The sequence below is a fragment of the Aeromonas enterica genome (assembly GCF_054052465.1).
This window is the reverse complement of sequence record NZ_JBSTYL010000003.1, coordinates 27,439-44,031: the sequence shown is the minus strand read 5'-3', so window position 1 is coordinate 44,031 and position 16,593 is coordinate 27,439. Positions and strand designations below refer to the sequence as shown.

Below are 16,593 nucleotides of genomic sequence, written 5' to 3'. Positions count from 1 at the left end.
GAGGTTCTGTTCCTCTGGAGGAGAGTCTTATGGCAGCCTGGGTCGAAGGTAGGGTCATCGAGCGTATCGAATGGACCCCCACCCTGTTTTCTCTGCGTGTGGAGGCCGAGCTTGCCCCCTACAAGGCAGGCCAATTTACCAAGCTGGCCCTCAAGCAGGGTGAGCGCCGCATTCAGCGGGCCTACTCCTTCGTCAATCCTCCCTCGGCCCCCTATCACGAGTTCTATTTCGTCGAGATCCCTGATGGGGAACTGACCCCGACTCTCGGTTCCCTGCAAACGGGCGACACTCTGCTGGTGCAATCCCAGGCGACCGGCTTTCTGACTCTGGATGAGCTCCCGCCCGGCCGCGATCTCTGGCTGCTCTCCACAGGTACCGCCATAGGCCCCTTCCTCTCCATGCTGGCGGACGGCGAGGCGTTCAAGCGCTTCGAGAACCTGGTGCTGGTGCACGGGGTACGTAAAGGGGAGGAGCTGAGCTACCAGCCGCTTATCGCCAGTTTTGCCGAGCAGCAGGGGGCTTGCTTTCGCTACGTGCCCTTCGTCAGCCGTGAGGCCTGGCCCGATGCGATGGAAGGACGGATCCCGGCGGCGATCGCCAGCGGCCAGTTGCAGGAACGGGTGGGGCTGGGCTTTTCAGCGGAGTCGAGCCAGGTGCTGATCTGTGGTAATCCGGCCATGGTGAAGGAGACGCAACAGGCCTTGCTGGCATTGGGGCTGGCCAAGAACCTGCGCCGGGCGCCGGGCAACATCAGTGCGGAGAATTACTGGTAGTCCAATGAACACGGGGGCCATGGGCCCCTGTGTGATTTCTGCGATGGTTCCGGCTAGTTCTTCTTGCCGTTTCCATTTCCGTTCCCGTTGCCCTTCTGCTTGTCGTGGCCCTGGCCCGGGTTGTTGCCGCTGTGGATGCTGCGGTTGTAGTGATCGCGATACTTGCCATCCATCTTGTCGCAGTTGAGCTGGATTCGGCTGTCACCTATGCCGAGATCCAGACAGTTGTTCTGCCACCAGTCGTACTCTTTCTGGTCCCAGTTGATGTCCAACTTCATGTCGTCGGTGGAAAGCTTGATTCCATCGTTGTTCTTGGAGGGGGGCGCGGCAAAAGCCATGCCATGGGCCAGCAGGAGGGAGAGCAGCAGGGTGGTTTTATTCATGATGACCTCGGATTCAGAATGATTGTTATCAGTCTAGAAGGTGCAGGCTTAACCTGAACGGAACCAGCCATCATTCCGGCTGCGCCGGTTTTTTCCGCTTGGCACGTCCCCTTGCCAGAAGGGCCGCGCCGCTTCTTCGGTTCGGCATTTCGCCTTGCTATTGTGTCGAGGATGGCAGGTTCCGTCCGTCCCGTCATCATGCCGGTGGCGGCTATTTGCCCAATCTGGTCGCAGCCTGTCCATCCAGGGCAGTATCTGATTGAATTCAAACGATTAGCCTTCATTCTGTCGATGGGGGGACTATAATCGGCAGCCAACTTTTCCTGCACAGTATCCCCACTTCATCATGAATACACAGGCTTCTGCCATATTGCGCTACCCCAAGGGGTGGTTCGCTCTGACTACGGTGTACAGTTTTACCGGGTTGGCCATTCTGGCTTCCATCGTCTTCTCTCTGCTGCTGTTTCTCTCCATCGACGACAACCCCCTGATGAAGTGGCTGTTCGGCGGTCTGGCCATCATCTTCGAACTGGGCAAGTTCTACGTCTGGTACGAGTACGGTGAGTGCAAGGCGCGCCGCGATCTCGGCGGCGCCTTCTGGTCACTGCTGTTCTACAGCGTGCTGGCCGCCATCTCCATCGGCGGCAGTATCGGCGGCATCAACAGCGCCACCAACACCATACTGAACCAGCAGGCGCGCCACGAGCGGGTGCTGGCCCGTTTCGACGAGCAGATCGCCAGCATAGAGCGCCAGATCCAGCTCAACGAGGAGGCGGCGCGCAAGTATATCGAGATGGCGCGCATCTCCAGCGGCGTCAGCGGCTTGCAGCAGGCCAACACCAAGCTCAGATTGAAGCAGGATGAGTTGCGCCAGGAGCGGGATGCCAAACCCCTCAACGAACAATCCTCCATGTTGGGGCTGATGAGCAGTCTGGCGGACGGGGTGGGCATGAGCATCAGCCAGGTGCAGTTTCTGCTGGTCTGCTTCCTCTCCGTACTGCTGGATGTGTTTGGTGCCTTCTTCGTCAGCCTGATTGGCGAGGAGAACCGCTTTCGCCGCATGTGGCTGTGGCAGCAGGCGCGGGAACAGGCCGCGGCACGGCAGGCGGAGGCCGCGGCCACTGTGCCCCCGGTGGTGAGCAAGCCGGAACCCGAGCCCGCTGTGGTGGCCCAGGTGCGCTCCGTGCTGGAGAGCGGCGAGCTCAAGTGCAGCAAGCGCGGGGTAGCCGAGGCGTTGTCGCTGTCGCTGGAAGAGGTGGACAGGGTATTCCAGCATCTGCTGGCCCAGGGGGTGCTGGGGCAGGGCAGCAACCGCCACTACCACCTCAGCGCGCAAGCGGGTTGATGATCTGGCCACCTAGAGGTGGCCTTTTTATTGCCGCGTGCGGGCGGCGCTAGTGAGTCAGCACCATCATCAGGCTGAGGAAGGCGGCCAGCCCCCCACCGATGCCGATGATCCAGTAAAACCCCTTGGCCCCCTGTTTGAGCGGGATGCGGAAGTAGAGCAGAAACGCCCACCACCCCAGTGCCAGCAACAGAGGAATAAGAAACATTCGAGCCATGTGGTCCTCGCTGTTATTCTGTGGATCCTTGATCAATCAACAGGATGGATTGTGCAATGACGCAGCTACAGATTACCGCATTCGGCGACCCCTCGGTACTCAAGCTCAACCCTTCCCTCGACAAGGTGCCTGCCGAGGGGGAAGTCCGGGTGCGCATCTGCTTTGCGGGGGTCAATCCCATCGATGCCAAGACCCGGGCCGGGCTCGGCTGGGCCGCAGCCCAGAACCAGGACAAGTTGCCCTGGACGCCCGGTTATGACGTGGCCGGGATGGTCGACAAGGTGGGCCCCGGCGTCACCTCCCTCAAGGAAGGGGAGCCGGTGTGCGGCATGGTGGGTTTCCCGCTGGCGGGGGGCGCCTATGGTGAGAGCATGGTGGTGAGCGAGAGCGAGCTGGTCAAGCTCGATGGTATCAGCCTCAAGCAGGGTGCTGCGCTGCCGCTGGCCGGTCTCACCGCCTGGCAGGGATTGTTCGAACATGGTGCCCTCAAGGGGGGGCAGCGGCTGCTGATCCTGGCCGGTGCCGGCGGCGTTGGCCATCTGGCGGTACAGTTTGCCAGCGCTTACGGCGCCGAGGTGGTCGCCACGGCCAGTCGTGACAATCACGGTTTTCTCCATAGCCTTGGAGCTGGCCAGCTGGTGGATTACCACGACGCTGACTGGGTCGCGCAGATCCTGGCCCAGGGTGGTCAGGTCGATCTGGTGCTGGATCTGGTGGGGGGCGAGAGTGGCAAGGCGGCGCTGGCCTGCGTCAAGCCCGGTGGCCGCTTGGTGACTGTGCCCACCATCACCGCTCAGCAGATCAAGGATGCGGCGGCCGATGCCGGCATAGAGGCGCTCGGCATGCTGGTGCACCCCGACAGCAAACAGCTGGCCCAGATGCTGATCCTGTTGCGCCAGGGGGATGTACATATCACGGTCGGTGGCGAGTTTGCCCTGGCCGAGGGGGCGCTGGCCCATCAGACCATTGAACAGGGTCATGTACGTGGCAAGCTGGTGCTGCGCATGCCTGCCGCCGATGGCCTGCCCGGATGACTGCCATTGCTGAGATGGGGCTGGGTTGGCTGTTTTTGAGCGCCTTCACCTCCGCCACCCTGCTGCCCGGCAGCTCGGAAGTGCTGCTGGGGGCCATGGTGGCCAAGGGAGAGTGGAGCATGACCAGCTTGTTGTTGTGGGCTACGCTCGGTAATACCTTGGGCTCCATGACCACCTGGTGGCTTGGCTGGCTCGCCACCTTCAAGAAAAAACCGGAAGATTTTCAAGGTCGTGGGGAACAAAGAGCCCTCGGCTGGCTCAAACAACATGGTCACTGGTGTCTGCTGCTGGCCTGGACCCCTGTGGTCGGTGATGGCCTCTGTCTGCTGGCCGGTTGGCTGCGGCTCTCCTTCTGGCGCTCTCTCATCCTGATCGGGCTCGGCAAACTATTGCGTTATGTCCTGGTTTTTCTGTTGGCCAGTCACATTTTCTAGCCCTCTTCTTCACTCACGAGGTAACCGTGAACAAACTCATTCCATTAAGTATTCTTATGGGCTTCACCCTGCCTGTGCTGGCAGCCCCCACCCTGGTGTCGGAACAGGTCAAGGAAGAGGGCAAGCTCGGCATCCCTTACCAGATGTACAAGCTGGACAACGGTTTGACCGTGATCCTGGCGCCCGACAAGTCAGATCCCCTGGTGCACCTCGACGTCACCTATCACGTGGGCTCGGCCCGCGAGCAGGTAGGCAAGTCCGGGTTTGCCCATTTCTTCGAGCACATGATGTTCCAGGGCTCAAAACACGTTGGCGATCAGGAACATATGCGGATCATCAACGAGGCGGGTGGCGACATGAACGGCACCACCAACAGGGATCGCACCAATTACTACGAGACTGTGCCGGCCAATCAGCTGGAGAAGGTACTCTGGCTGGAGGCGGATCGCATGGGCTTCCTGCTCGATGCGGTGAGCCAGAAGAAATTCGAGATCCAGCGTTCCACCGTCAAGAACGAGCGGGCCCAACGCATCGACAGCCAGCCCTATGGTCTGGTGAGCGAGAAGGTGGGCGAGGCGCTCTATCCGCGCATGCACCCCTATTCCTGGCAGCCTATCGGCTATGTGGAGGATCTCGACCGGGTCGGGGTGGATGACCTCAAGCAGTTCTTCCTGCGCTGGTACGGCCCGAACAACGCCACCCTGACTCTGGGCGGCGACTTCGATACCAAGCAGGCGCTGGCCTGGATCGAGCAGTACTTCGGCTCCATCCCCCGTGGCCCCGATGTGGCCGAACCGACCCCGGCGCCGGTGACCCTGCCAGAGACCCGCTATGTGACGCTGGAGGACAAGGTTCATCTGCCGCTGCTCTACATCAGCTACCCGACCGTTGCCCTCGGCGATCCGCAGGAGCCGGCGCTGGACATGTTCGCTGACGTGCTCGGCGGCTCCGCCAGCTCCATGCTCTACCAGTCACTGGTGAAAACCGGCAAGGCCATTGATGCGGGCGCCTCCCATTACTGCGAGGAGCTGTCCTGCACCCTGACCGTCTACGCCTATCCCAACCCGGCGGTGGATGGCAGCCTCAAGACCCTCAAGGGGGAAGTGGACAAGGTGATCGGCGAGTTTGCCGGTCGCGGCCTCAAGCCGGAGGACCTGGAAAAGGCCATCAACAGCTACCGCGCCTCGGCCATTTGGGGGCTCGACAGCGTCTCAGGCAAGGTGAGCCAGCTCGCCATGGGTCAGGTGTTTGCCCAGGATCCCAACTATGTGTTCAAGAGCCTGGATGCCATCGGCAAGGTGACCCCGGAGCAGGTCAAGGCGGCCTACGACAAGTTCATCGTGGACAAGCCGGCCGTGGTGCTGAGCGTGGTACCCAAGGGCAAGACCGACTGGCAGGCGGCCAAGTCGAATTTCACCCCCGCCAAGCGCGATCTGCCCGATTACAGCCAGCATGGGGAGCCGCTGGCGCTGCGCCCGGTCAAGGACAACTTCGATCGCAGCGTGCAGCCCAAGGCGGCCGATGCGGTCAGCGTCAAGGTGCCCGCCATCTGGCACGGCAAGCTCGACAAGGGGATCGAGATCATCGGCACTCAGAGTGACGAGATCCCGGCCGTTTCCATCATGATCGCCCTGCCGGGTGGCATGCGGGCCGAAGGCAAGGGGGAGCTGGGGCTGGCCAGCCTCACCGCCAGCATGATGGGGCAGGGCTCGGTGCGCCTGACCGAGGCCCAACTCAGCGACGAGCTGCAAAAGCTCGGCTCCAGCGTCAGCGTCTCCAGCGCCCAGTACAGCAACCTGGTCACCATCAGCAGCCTGACCGACAAGCTGCCGCAGACCCTGGCGCTGGTGCGCGAGGTGTTCGAGCGTCCCGGCATGCGGGAGGCGGACTTCGAGCGGGTCAAGGCGCAGATGCTGCAAGGCATGAAACAGAGCGAACAGCAGCCGGAGTGGCTGGCAGGCCAGGCATTCCGCGAGCTGGTCTATGGCAAGCAGAACCGCCTCGGCCAACCGGGTGACGGTGTGCTGGCCGACGTCGAGAAGCTGACCCTGGCGGACGTGAAGCGCTTCTATCAGAACTACTACAACCCGACCAACGCCAAGGTGGTGGTGGTCGGGGATGTGGCTCAGCCGCAGGTGGAGGATCAACTCGGCTTCCTGACCCAATGGAAGGGTGCCACGCCGGTACTCGGCAGCCTCAAACCCAAGGGTGAGCAGGCCAAGCCGGGCATCTATCTGGTGGACAAGCCGGGGGCGCCCCAGTCGGTGATCCGCATCGGTCGTCGCGCCATGGCGTTTGATACCACGGGGGATTACTTCACCGCCGGGCTGATGAACTTCAACCTGGGAGGCAACTTCAACAGCCGCATCAACCTCAACCTGCGTGAAGACAAGGGCTACACCTACGGGGCCAGCTCGGGCTTCTCCGCCAATCGCGAGGTGGGTACTTTCTCCACCGGCGCCAATGTGCGGGCCGATGCGACCGTGGATGCCATCCGTCAGTTCCTCAAGGAGATGGACAGCTACCGAGCGACCGGTCCGACCCCGGTCGAGCTGGCCTACATGCGCAGCGCCGTCTCCCAGCAGGATGCGCTCTCCTACGAGACCCTGAGCCAGAAGGCGGGCTTCCTGCTGCAGATGATCATGTATGACCTGAAGCCGGACTATGTACAGGCCCAGAACCAGCTGATCAAAACGGTGTCACCCGAGGCGCTCAAGGCCAGCGCGGCCCGTTGGCTGGATCCAGCCGACATGGTGATTGTGGTGGTGGGCGACAAGCAAAAGCTTGAAAAACCCCTGAAGGAGCTTCATCTTCCCATCTATCCGCTGCAGCTGCCCTGAGGGCGCTTCATAAAAATAGCGCCGCCCCCTGTAGGGCGGCCACACATGAGCCGTGAATATGACTACTACTAGCTTGTCACTCACCGAGTTGTTGACCGCCCTGGGTTCACAGGAACGGCTGACGGCCCTCAAGGGGATCCGGCGCGGGATCGAACGTGAATGTCTGCGCATCACGCCGGAAGGGACCCTCTCCCAGACGGATCACCCCAGGAGTCTGGGTTCGGCCCTGACCCATGCCAACATCACTACCGACTACTCGGAGAGCCTGCTGGAGTTCATCACCCCGGCCACCGACTCCATCGACAGCCTGATCGAACAGCTGGGCGATATCCATCGCCACGCCATCCATCATCTCGGCGACGAGCGCATCTGGCCGCTCTCCATGCCCTGCTTCGTCGGCGACGAGGAGAGCATACGGCTGGCCCAGTACGGCAGCTCCAACATAGGGCGGATGAAGACCCTCTACCGGCAGGGGCTGAAGAACCGCTACGGCAGCCTGATGCAGGTGATCGCCGGAGTGCACTTCAACTTTTCCATGCCGGACAGCTTCTGGAGCGAGTGGCAGGATCTGGTATGCGAAGGCTGTTGCAGCCAGCGCTTCATCTCCGACAAGTACATGGGGCTTATTCGCAACGTCTACCGCTTCGGCTGGCTGGTGCCTTACCTGTTCGGTGCTTCACCGGCCATCTGCGACTCCTTCTTGAAGGGACGCAAGAGCAGCCTGCCGTTCCAGAAGACCGGCAAGGGTACCCTCTATCTGCCCTATGCCACTGCCCTGCGCCTGTCCGACCTCGGTTATACCAACAGCGCCCAGGCGGGTCTCAAGATCAGCCACGACAGCCTGCCAGCCTATGTGAGCAGCCTGCGCCGTGCCATCAACACCCATGATCCCGAGTTCGCCAAGATAGGGGTCAAGGTGAACGGCGAGTACCGTCAGCTCAACGACAACGTGCTGCAGCTGGAGAACGAGCTATATGCCCCGATCCGGCCCAAGCGCACCCCGCGCGGCGGCGAGAAGCCGTCGGATGCGCTGGAGCAGCGCGGCATCGAGTACATAGAGCTGCGTACCGTGGACGTGAATCCCTTCACGCCATTCGGCATAGAGGTGGATCAGATCCGCTTCTTCGATCTGTTCCTGGTCTGGTGCCTGCTGCGCCCGTCTCCCGTGCTGGGTGACGAGGAGATTGCCCGCAATCGCCGCAACCAGAACAAGGTAGTGCTGGAGGGGCGTCGCCCCGGCCTCGAGCTGGAAGATGAGCAGGGCAACCCGATTGGCCTCAAGGAGTACGGCCTCAAGCTGTTCGAGGAGCTGGGTCAGGTTGCCTCCCTGCTGGATCGCTGCTGTGGCCGCAACCGCTACCGCGAGACGCTGGCCATGCACAGGGAGAAGCTGATCAATCCCGAGCTGACCTACTCGGCCCGCCTGCTCAAGCAGTTGCTTGAAAGCGGCCAGGACAACGGCTGCTTTGGCGACGAGCTGGCGAGCCGCTATCGGGAAGAGATGCTGGCCGGCGAGCTGCAGTACTGGGATGAGGCCTACTTCGCCGCCGAGGCGCGCGAGTCCCTCGCCAAGCAGCGGGAGCGGGAGCGCAGCGACAGCCTGTCGTTCGACGACTTCCTGGCCGACTACTTTGGTACTAGTACCACCCCGGCCTGATGGCAGGCAGAACAAAAGCAAAAAGCCGCTCAATTGAGCGGCTTTTTTTATTTCCACGAACCTGGGCTGGCTCAGACGTGATGGTGCTCAGACATGGTTATACATGGCCTCGATCTCGCTCTGGTACTTGGCCTCGATGATCTTGCGGCGCAACTTCATGGTGGGGGTGATCTCCCCCAGCTCCATGGAGAAGGCGCTCGGCAACAGGGTGAACTTCTTCACCTGCTCGAACTTGGCCAGCTCCTTTTGCAGATCCTGGATGCGGGCATCGAAGAACTCCATCACCCGGGAGTTGCGCAGCAGCTCCGTCTTGCACTGGTATTGCAGGTTGATGGAGCGGGCGTACTCCTCCAGCGACTCGAAGCAGGGCACGATCAGTGCCGAGACGAAGTGACGGGCATCGGCGACGATGGCGATCTGCTCGATGAAGCGATCCTTGCCTATGGTCCCTTCCACCAGTTGCGGCGCCACGTACTTGCCGTTGGAGGTCTTCATCAGCTCCTTGAGGCGCTCGGTGAAGTAGATGTTGCCGTCGCTGTCGAGCTCGCCCGCATCGCCGGTACGCAGGAAGCCGTCTTCGGTCATCACCTCGGCGGTGGCGTCCGGCTTGTTGTAGTAGCCGCGCATCACGGTCGGGGAACGCACCAGCAGCTCGTTGCTCTCACCCAGCTTCACTTCTATGCCGCTGAGGGGCGTGCCGATGGAGCCCAGCTTGAACTGGTGGTCTTCGTAGCAGCATACGGTGGCCGTGGTCTCTGTCATGCCATAGCCGTACTTGAGGTTGAGCCCCATGGCCTGGAAGAAGAAGTTCACGTCGTCGGCGAGGCGGGCGCCCGCCACCGGCAGGAAGCGGGTGCGACCACCGAAGCGGGCACGCAGCTTGCGAAACACCAGTCGCTCCGCCAGCCAGAGCTGGGCGTAGAGCAGCGGCGAGGTCGCCTTGCCGGCCTGACGGCTTGAGACCAGCTGCTTGCCGACGCCGGTGGCCCAGCCGAACAGGGCTCGACGCAGGCGTGGCGCCTGAGCCACCCTGGCCTGGATCATGGCGTAGGCCTTCTCGTAGAGGCGCGGCACGGCGCACATCACGGTCGGCTGCACCTCGCCGATGACATCCATCACTTTCTGCGGATCGCGGATATAGACGTTCTCGGCGCCGCAGTAGAGCACGTAGTAGGTCCAGGCGCGCTCGAACACGTGGCTGAGCGGCAGCATGCACAGCGACACATCCTGCTCGTTGAGGTCGAGGCGGCTGTTGTGCATCTCGAAGCAGGCGGCGATGTTGGCAAAATCGAGCATGACCCCCTTGGGTTCACCCGTGGTGCCCGAGGTGTAGATCAGGGTCAGCAGGTCGTCCATCCGGTACTGGGTTTCTCGTACCCGCAACTCCTGCTCGCTGGCCTGATGGTTGCCGGAGACCAGAAAAGCCTGGAAGTGGCTGGCCGCCGGGCAGTCACGCAGGTTGACCTTGCCATCGAGGGCGACGATCTGGCGGATCTCGCCATCCTTCAACAGGGTGAGCGCCTGATCGAACTGGGCCTGTTCGCCGACGAACAGCAGACCTATGTTGGCATCACGTACGATATAGCGCAGTTGCTCAAGGGTGCTGGTGGGGTAGATGGGCACGCTGACGCCGCGGGCGGCGAGGATGCCGAGATCGGCCTGGGTCCACTCCGGCATGTTGCGGGCGTAGAGGCCGACCATTTCGGTGGGCTGGTGGCCGGCACGGATCAGCGCCTGGGCGCAGTAGTCCATGGCCTGTCCCAGGGTTCGCCAGCCGATGGCACGCCACTGGCCATCCTGTTGTACGCGCAGGGCGGCCTTGTTGCCAAGCCGGGCGATACGTTCACGCATCAGTCGAACCAGATGGAGTTTCGGCATCAGTCAAACATCCTCAAGTAACAGTTGTACGCCCGCAGGGGCACTAAAAATCGCGCTGGAGTTTAAACTCTAAGATTACAGCTTACAAGTGTGCGCTATTTGTCTTGGATCACAAAGTCAGCAATCAGGGCGAGCTTGAGGCATGATGGCCGATGACCAAGAGGAGTCATTCAGGGAGGGTGAACAATGAGTGTCGGGATCAAGGGGATGGTCACAGGGGCATTGCTGGTGCTGGCCGGGGCTGGCGGGCTCTGGTTCGCGCTAGGAGGATCGGGTGGTGAAGAGCAGAATCTCTGGCTGAGTGGCGCCGAGGGCTACGACAAGGCGCAGCAGCTAGCCCTGCACAAGGGATATCCACTGCTCTATGTGATCGAGCGCGCCAAATGCCGGCGCTGCAAGCTGCTGGAGACGACCCTGTGGCAGTCGGAGGAGATGGCGCCCGTGCTGGCCAAGCTGGTCAAGGTGCGGCTCAATCCGGATGCGGGGGATGGCAGCGAGCACATACTGCGCCGCTTCCCGCAGGTGGCGACCCCGCCCGGCATCTATGTGCAGCAGCCGGGGGAACCGCTCAAGCCCATCAAGATAGTGGTGGATCTCCAGCAGATCTGGATGCCAGGCGTCACCTGGCAGCGCGGCTTCTTCATGCCGTTGTCGGCGGCCGGCTTCGAAGCCGTGCTGCACAGCACCCAGAGTCTGCAGGATCCGGCCCTCGACAATGCGCCGCTGCTATAAGCACCAAGGACAGGGGGTCTAGCCGAAGTCGAACAGGCGTGACATGAGCACGGCGTCTTCCCGATCCTGGCCGGTGCCATAGTAGTCGGCCCGGCGGCAATACTCGGCAAACCCCTCGCTCTCGTAGAGATTGATGGCGGTCCTGTTGCCGGCCCGCACCTCGAGGAACCAGGCCTCGGCCCCCTTCGCCTTGCTGCGCGCCAGATACTCCTTCAGCAGCGCCCGTCCCAGCCCCTTGCCCTGAAAGTCGGGGTGCACGCAGATATTCATCAGCGAGCTGTCGCCCGCCACCAGATCCGAGATGTAGAAACCGGCGGGGCGGCCATCCAGCAGCATCAGGCCATTGAGATAGCGTGGCCCGAAGCAGGAGATCAGGTTGGCCTGGCTCCAGGGCTCCTTGTGGGCGGCCTGTTCTATGGGGTAAATCAGCTCGAAATCTGTCTCGAGCAGGGGACGAAACTCAGGCATGGTGGCTCCGGGTCGGGGCGGCGGAAGGAAAGGGGGGCAGATCCGGGCGACAGGGTCGCTTAACCGGAGCGCGATCTGAGTTGCTGCCACAGCGCCCGTTTCTGGGCCGGTGTCGGCGTGAGCGGGCAGACCAGCGCATCGGGCCAGGCGGGGTCGGCCCGTTCCAGCCAGAGCTGGGGGGGCCTGTGCCCGGCGGGCAGCGTGGTCAGCAGCGTCACCTCGTCGACGCCTATGCCGAGCAGCTGGCAGAGATCCGCCAGCAGGGTCGGGGCGGGCAGGCGAGGGGCCAGGATCCAGAGCTTGCCGGCTGGCGGCAGGTCGAGCACCGGTTGAGCTTGCGCGACGGACACATCCCGAGCAGGCGTTGCCTCGGCTGGGGCAGCCTGGGCCCCCAGCAGGGCCGGGCGGCGCAGTTGCCAGCTCTGTATGCCCATCCGGGCCAACAGGGTTTGACGCATCAGGTCGGGCGTGAGGCCGCTTTGCTCAAGGGATGGCGTCTGATGTGCGTTCTGACGCTCGGGATCTTGCATGGCTGTGGCTCTGTCTTGATCTGCATTGGTGAAAAAAGCTCTGCGCAGGGTACACTCGAACGCGTTTTGCTGCATCTTTTGCGGTATGTTTTAGCCAGGAGTGGTGGCCCAGCGCCCATGTGCCCGCCGGTTTTTTCCGCAGGTGACCTCGACACAATACAATCAGCAGAACAGGGAACATTCGACCGAGTCGCGGGTGTGCCGGTTCCAGACAACCCCAGTATCGGAAGTGCGCTTATGCCACCTTTAGCACCACAGAATCTTCGCCTTGCCCCCATTCATGAACGCTTGCCACGCCTGCTGTCGGCCCTCGGCGAGGGATTGTATGAGCGCCAGGATGCCCTGCGGCTCGGCCTGCTGGCCGCCCTCAGCGGCGAGAGCGTCTTCCTGCTGGGCCCGCCCGGCATCGCCAAGAGCCTGATCGCCCGCCGCCTCAAGCTGGCCTTCCACGAGGCGCGGCACTTCGAATACCTGATGACCCGCTTCAGCACGCCGGAGGAGGTGTTCGGCCCCCTCTCCATTCAGGCGCTGAAGGAGGATGGCAAGTACCTGCGGCTGACCACGGGCTATCTGCCGGAGGCCGAGGTGGTGTTCCTCGACGAGATCTGGAAGGCGGGCCCCGCCATCCTCAACACCCTGCTCACCGCCATCAACGAGCGACAGTTTCGCAACGGTGACAGCCAGCACCCCATCCCCATGCGGCTGCTGGTGACCGCCTCCAACGAGCTGCCGGCACCGGACAGCGGGCTGGAGGCGCTTTACGATCGCATGCTGGTGCGGATCTGGATGGACAGGGTGCAGGAGAAGGCCAACTTCCAGGCCATGCTGGCGAGCGATGGCCAGTCCCATCAGAACCTGCCCCCCTCGGTGCAGATCCACAGCGAGGAGTATGAGGCCTGGCAGGTGCAGATCGACCAGGTGCGGCTGCCCGACGACTGCTTCGAGCTCATCTATCAGCTGCGCCAGCAGCTCGATAGCCAGCTGGCCCATAGTTGTTACGTGTCGGATCGGCGCTGGAAGAAGGCGGTCAGGCTCATCAAGGCGAGCGCCTTCTTCAATGGCCGCGACGAGGTGGCCCCCCTGGATCTGCTGCTGTTCAAGGATTGCCTCTGGCACGACGATGCCTCCCGCACCGCCCTGCTGGAGATGATGACCGAATTCTCCCGCCTCTACGGCTACCAGCAACTGGCCATGACCCGCCAGCTGATGGGGCTGCGCGATCAGTTCAAGCAGCTCAGGAGCGCGGTGGCCCAGCGCCTGTGCTGCAAGGCGAAACAGCGTCAGCAGTGGTTTGGACGCCGCGCCCGCGGCATCCAGATCCCGCTGGCCAATGCCCGTCCGTTTGGCAAGCTGGTGCACTTCAACCTGCTCACTCCGGCGGCGCTGGATGGCGATGATCCGGATAGGCTGATCGAGACCCTGGTGTTCGATCGCACCCTGCTGTCGCACTGGCATCCGACTGGCGAGGCGCTGGTGGGCTGGCCGCTCGGCAACCCCAAGGAGGCGCACTACGAGCTGGTGCTGGACGACGAGCTGCGACTGCAGGTGCTGGACCTGCAACGCCAGCAGATCCCGCTGGTGCTGGTGGAGCGCACGGCCATCCCCGAGGTGGTGATCGCCCCCTGGCAGGCGGCGCTCACCGGACTGCTGGCCGAGAGCGGCCTGCTGCAACAGGAGCTCAAGCGTCAGCGCGGCCTGTTCGAGCGCCATCAGCAGCACCTCTTCATCGGCCGTCACTGGCTGCAGCAGGTGGAAGACAGCTTCTTCGTGCTGAACCGGGATCTGGAGCAGCTGCGCAGCGACATCAGCCACTGGCACGATCGCCTGCCGAAGCTGGACGCCTGAGCCATGCACACGGGCGAGGCAAGCAAGCGAATGGCGCCTGGCGGCGCAGTGAGCCGTCACGGGAGGATCCATGCTTGAGATCGGCATGATGGATCTGGGGCTGCTCATCGGCGAGGGAGAGCTGGCGGGGGAGATGGCGCTGCTGCTCGCCTCGGCGCCCAAGATCTCCGAATTCATCAAGCGTTCCCCGCTGCAGGGCAAGCTGCTGCAAAAGCGCATCCGGCGCTGGAGCGAGCAGCTCGGCGAAGAGATGCGCCACAAACCGGTGCCGGTGGCGCTGGAGCAGGAGTACCGCTTGTATCAGGCGCACAAGGGCTTGCCGCTGGCCGAGCTGATGGGGCGGCTGCCGACCCTGCTGGACGGGCTGGAACAGTTCAGCCCCTTCGCCGGCGAGGCGCGCAGCCTGGTGCGCCAGATCATGGCCCACCCCACCGACAGTCAGCGGCTATTGCTGATGGAGAAGTGGCGCACCAGCCTGGTGGGCAGCCTGTTGCAACTGCAGCAGCAGATCGCCGAGGCGGAGCGGGAGAAGCAGCGCCAGGAGATAGAAGATCAGCTGCTGGCGAGCCGCACCCTGGCCGATGCGCTGGATCCGAACCAGATCTCCGCCGGCGGCCTCTGGGATCTGGCCCAGGGCAGCTGGCACAAGCGCAGCCTGGTGCTGATCAAGCAGTACGCTCGCATGTTGCAGCGCGAGCCCCTGCTGGCCGAGATAGCCAACCTGCTGGGGCGCAGCGAGCAGGACAACTGGGCCAATGAATCCCCGGTGCCGCCGGTGCAGGTGCACGAACTGGAAGAGGTGCAGACCGACGACGTGCCGGACGATCTGGTGGGCATTCACCCCGCCAGCGACCTGATGCGGCTGTTGCCGAGCGAGGCGGTGATGCTGGCCCTGCCTGAGCTCGAGCTGGAGTTCTATCGCCGCTATCTGGAGCGGCGCCTGCTCAGCTACCAGTCGCGGGGCACCTTGCCGCGCCAGCGCCTGCTGCTGCGCACCCCCGAGCTGGGAGGCCATCAGCTGCAACAGCGGGGCCCCTTCATCGTCTGCATCGATACCTCGGGCTCCATGGGCGGTTATCCGGAGGAGTGCGCCAAGGCGCTGTTTCTGGCGTTGCTCAAGGTGGCGATGGATGAGAAGCGGGGCTGCTATCTGATGCTGTTTTCTACCGAGGTGGCGACCCTGGAGATCACCGCAGACACGGGGCTGGACAAGGCGGAGCGCTTCCTCTCCATGAGTTTTCACGGCGGCACCGATCTGGTGCCCTGCCTCGAGAAGGCGTTGATCAAACTCGATGATCCCGCCTTCGCCAGGGCCGATGTGCTGGTGGTCTCCGACTTCATCGCCCAGAGTCTGCCGCACGCCCTGCTGGATCGGATGAACCGCCAGCGCAAACAGCAGACCCGCTTCCATGCCGTCGCCATGTCCCGCCACGCCAAGCCGGCGCTGCTGCGGGTGTTCGACAACAGCTGGCTACTCGACTGCGGCCTGCGCGGCCGGCTGTTGAGGCGCTGGCAGCGCAGCTGAAACACGCCGTGCCGGCAGACTGGCCAGCACAACCCCGATACACAAGAGGCCAAGCGCCAGCCACACCGGCGGCGTGACGGTTTCCCCCAGCAGCAGCCAGGCCAGCATGGCCGCCATCACGGGCGTGAGCGAGCCCAGCGCCGAGCTGACCTCGGCGCCCAGAGTGCGGATGGCGTGGGCGTAACAGAGCGCCGCCAGCAAGCCGGCGCCGATCCCTTGCAGCAGGCCCTGCCATAGCCAGACGCTGGCATGGCTCACGGCGGGCAAGGGGCTCCACAGGAGCGTCGGCAGCAGCAACAGGGCCGACGGCACCGCCACCAATGCGGCCGCATCCAGCGCCGCCAGTCCGCTGCGCCTGACCGCCAGGGTAAACAGGGCCCACAGCAGGGCCGCCGCCAGAAAGCAGACTTGTCCCTGCCACAATCCCGGTTTTCCGCCCAGCAACAGGATCGCGGTGGCCAGCGCGATGAGGGCGAGCCCCCAGCGCCGCTGCGCGGGGCAGGGGGCGCGCCACAGCAGCAGGCCCAGCAGGCTGACCATGAGGGGCACAGTACCCGGGATCAGGGCGCTGCCCTGGGCCACAGGGGCCAGCTGCATGCCGGTGGCGCCGAGCCAGAAGAAGGGTAGACCGGCCCCCGCCAGCATGGCCAGTTGCCAGCGCAGGGGCGTGCGGCGCAGGCGGATGCGGTGACGCCAGTAATAGGGGAGCAGCAGCAGGGCCGGGATGCCGAAGCGCAGCAGCGCCAGCGCCTGTGGCGGGAGCTTCTCCTCGGCGCCGAGGCGCAGGGAGAGAAAGAAACCGGACCAGAGCAGCATGGTGGCGAGGGCGGCGGCCCAGCCGCTGCAACGGGGTGACAGTGTGAATGACATCGGGCTCCCTCCATGGCGTGTCCCGGGTCATTATCTCGCCAGGGGGGAGGGTGTTGCAGGGC

15 protein-coding genes are annotated in these 16,593 nt (G+C 63.4%); 9 read left to right on the top strand and 6 right to left on the bottom strand.

From position 1 onward, the window contains the following. Nucleotides 1–29: 29 nt before the first annotated feature. Nucleotides 30–773 carry a ferredoxin--NADP reductase gene (locus ACW5XD_RS04260; RefSeq protein WP_456493785.1) on the top strand — a complete coding sequence of 248 codons (744 nt, stop codon included), beginning with the start codon at nt 30–32 and terminating at the stop codon, nt 771–773. Nucleotides 774–826: 53 nt separating this feature from the next. Here the strand turns inward: ACW5XD_RS04260 and ACW5XD_RS04255 are convergent, their stop codons facing one another. Beyond that, a complete protein-coding gene (locus tag ACW5XD_RS04255) occupies nt 827–1,156 on the bottom strand; it encodes a hypothetical protein (protein ID WP_456493784.1) in 330 nt (109 codons plus the stop codon). A gap of 346 nt (nt 1,157–1,502) precedes the next feature. Between ACW5XD_RS04255 and ACW5XD_RS04250 the strand changes: the two genes are divergently transcribed. Continuing rightward, nucleotides 1,503–2,501, top strand: coding sequence for a Preprotein translocase subunit SecY (locus tag ACW5XD_RS04250; protein WP_456493783.1), 999 nt, complete (start codon nt 1,503–1,505; stop codon nt 2,499–2,501). A 49-nt stretch (nt 2,502–2,550) separates the two neighbouring features. Here ACW5XD_RS04250 and ACW5XD_RS04245 read toward each other — a convergent pair whose 3' ends face one another. Then, nucleotides 2,551–2,718, bottom strand: coding sequence for a hypothetical protein (locus tag ACW5XD_RS04245; protein ID WP_005308905.1), 168 nt, complete (start codon nt 2,716–2,718; stop codon nt 2,551–2,553). A gap of 44 nt (nt 2,719–2,762) precedes the next feature. Between ACW5XD_RS04245 and ACW5XD_RS04240 the strand changes: the two genes are divergently transcribed. The 4 genes from ACW5XD_RS04240 to gshA are packed head-to-tail and all read left to right on the top strand — an operon-like array spanning nt 2,763 to nt 8,683. Beyond that, the gene (locus tag ACW5XD_RS04240) at nt 2,763–3,752 is read left to right on the top strand and encodes an NADP-dependent oxidoreductase (RefSeq protein ID WP_456493782.1); all 990 of its coding nucleotides are present in this window, start codon (nt 2,763–2,765) and stop codon (nt 3,750–3,752) included. Beyond that, entirely contained in the window at nt 3,749–4,186 is a 438-nt protein-coding gene (locus ACW5XD_RS04235) for a YqaA family protein (protein ID WP_456493781.1), read from the top strand. The genes ACW5XD_RS04240 and ACW5XD_RS04235 overlap by 4 nt, the downstream gene beginning before the upstream one ends. 26 nt (nt 4,187–4,212) lie before the next feature. Next, complete coding sequence (locus ACW5XD_RS04230; protein ID WP_456493780.1) at nt 4,213–7,026, top strand: M16 family metallopeptidase; 2,814 nt, start codon at nt 4,213–4,215, stop codon at nt 7,024–7,026. A gap of 58 nt (nt 7,027–7,084) precedes the next feature. Then, nucleotides 7,085–8,683 (top strand): glutamate--cysteine ligase, encoded by a 1,599-nt coding sequence (gshA, locus tag ACW5XD_RS04225; protein ID WP_456493779.1) that lies wholly within the window; start codon nt 7,085–7,087, stop codon nt 8,681–8,683. Nucleotides 8,684–8,770: 87 nt separating this feature from the next. On the opposite strand, the gene ACW5XD_RS04220 is transcribed toward gshA, so the two are convergent. Then, nucleotides 8,771–10,561: an AMP-dependent synthetase/ligase gene (locus tag ACW5XD_RS04220; protein WP_456493778.1), complete on the bottom strand. Its 1,791-nt coding sequence runs from the start codon at nt 10,559–10,561 to the stop codon at nt 8,771–8,773. 186 nt (nt 10,562–10,747) lie between these two features. Between ACW5XD_RS04220 and ACW5XD_RS04215 the strand changes: the two genes are divergently transcribed. Next, complete coding sequence (locus tag ACW5XD_RS04215; RefSeq protein WP_456493777.1) at nt 10,748–11,293, top strand: hypothetical protein; 546 nt, start codon at nt 10,748–10,750, stop codon at nt 11,291–11,293. An 18-nt stretch (nt 11,294–11,311) separates the two neighbouring features. Here ACW5XD_RS04215 and rimI read toward each other — a convergent pair whose 3' ends face one another. Together rimI and ACW5XD_RS04205 are read right to left on the bottom strand one after the other, a co-directional pair. After that, nucleotides 11,312–11,761: a ribosomal protein S18-alanine N-acetyltransferase gene (gene rimI, locus ACW5XD_RS04210; RefSeq protein WP_456493776.1), complete on the bottom strand. Its 450-nt coding sequence runs from the start codon at nt 11,759–11,761 to the stop codon at nt 11,312–11,314. A 59-nt stretch (nt 11,762–11,820) separates the two neighbouring features. Further along, nucleotides 11,821–12,291 (bottom strand): hypothetical protein, encoded by a 471-nt coding sequence (locus tag ACW5XD_RS04205; RefSeq protein ID WP_456493775.1) that lies wholly within the window; start codon nt 12,289–12,291, stop codon nt 11,821–11,823. Nucleotides 12,292–12,528: 237 nt separating this feature from the next. Between ACW5XD_RS04205 and ACW5XD_RS04200 the strand changes: the two genes are divergently transcribed. Together ACW5XD_RS04200 and viaA are read left to right on the top strand one after the other, a co-directional pair. Next, nucleotides 12,529–14,136 carry an ATPase RavA domain-containing protein gene (locus ACW5XD_RS04200; RefSeq protein WP_456493774.1) on the top strand — a complete coding sequence of 536 codons (1,608 nt, stop codon included), beginning with the start codon at nt 12,529–12,531 and terminating at the stop codon, nt 14,134–14,136. 70 nt (nt 14,137–14,206) lie between these two features. Continuing rightward, complete coding sequence (viaA, locus tag ACW5XD_RS04195; protein ID WP_456493773.1) at nt 14,207–15,661, top strand: ATPase RavA stimulator ViaA; 1,455 nt, start codon at nt 14,207–14,209, stop codon at nt 15,659–15,661. Here the strand turns inward: viaA and ACW5XD_RS04190 are convergent. Next, the gene (locus tag ACW5XD_RS04190) at nt 15,608–16,531 is read right to left on the bottom strand and encodes a DMT family transporter (protein ID WP_456493772.1); all 924 of its coding nucleotides are present in this window, start codon (nt 16,529–16,531) and stop codon (nt 15,608–15,610) included. The genes viaA and ACW5XD_RS04190 overlap by 54 nt on opposite strands. Between the last annotated feature and the right edge of the window lie 62 nt (nt 16,532–16,593).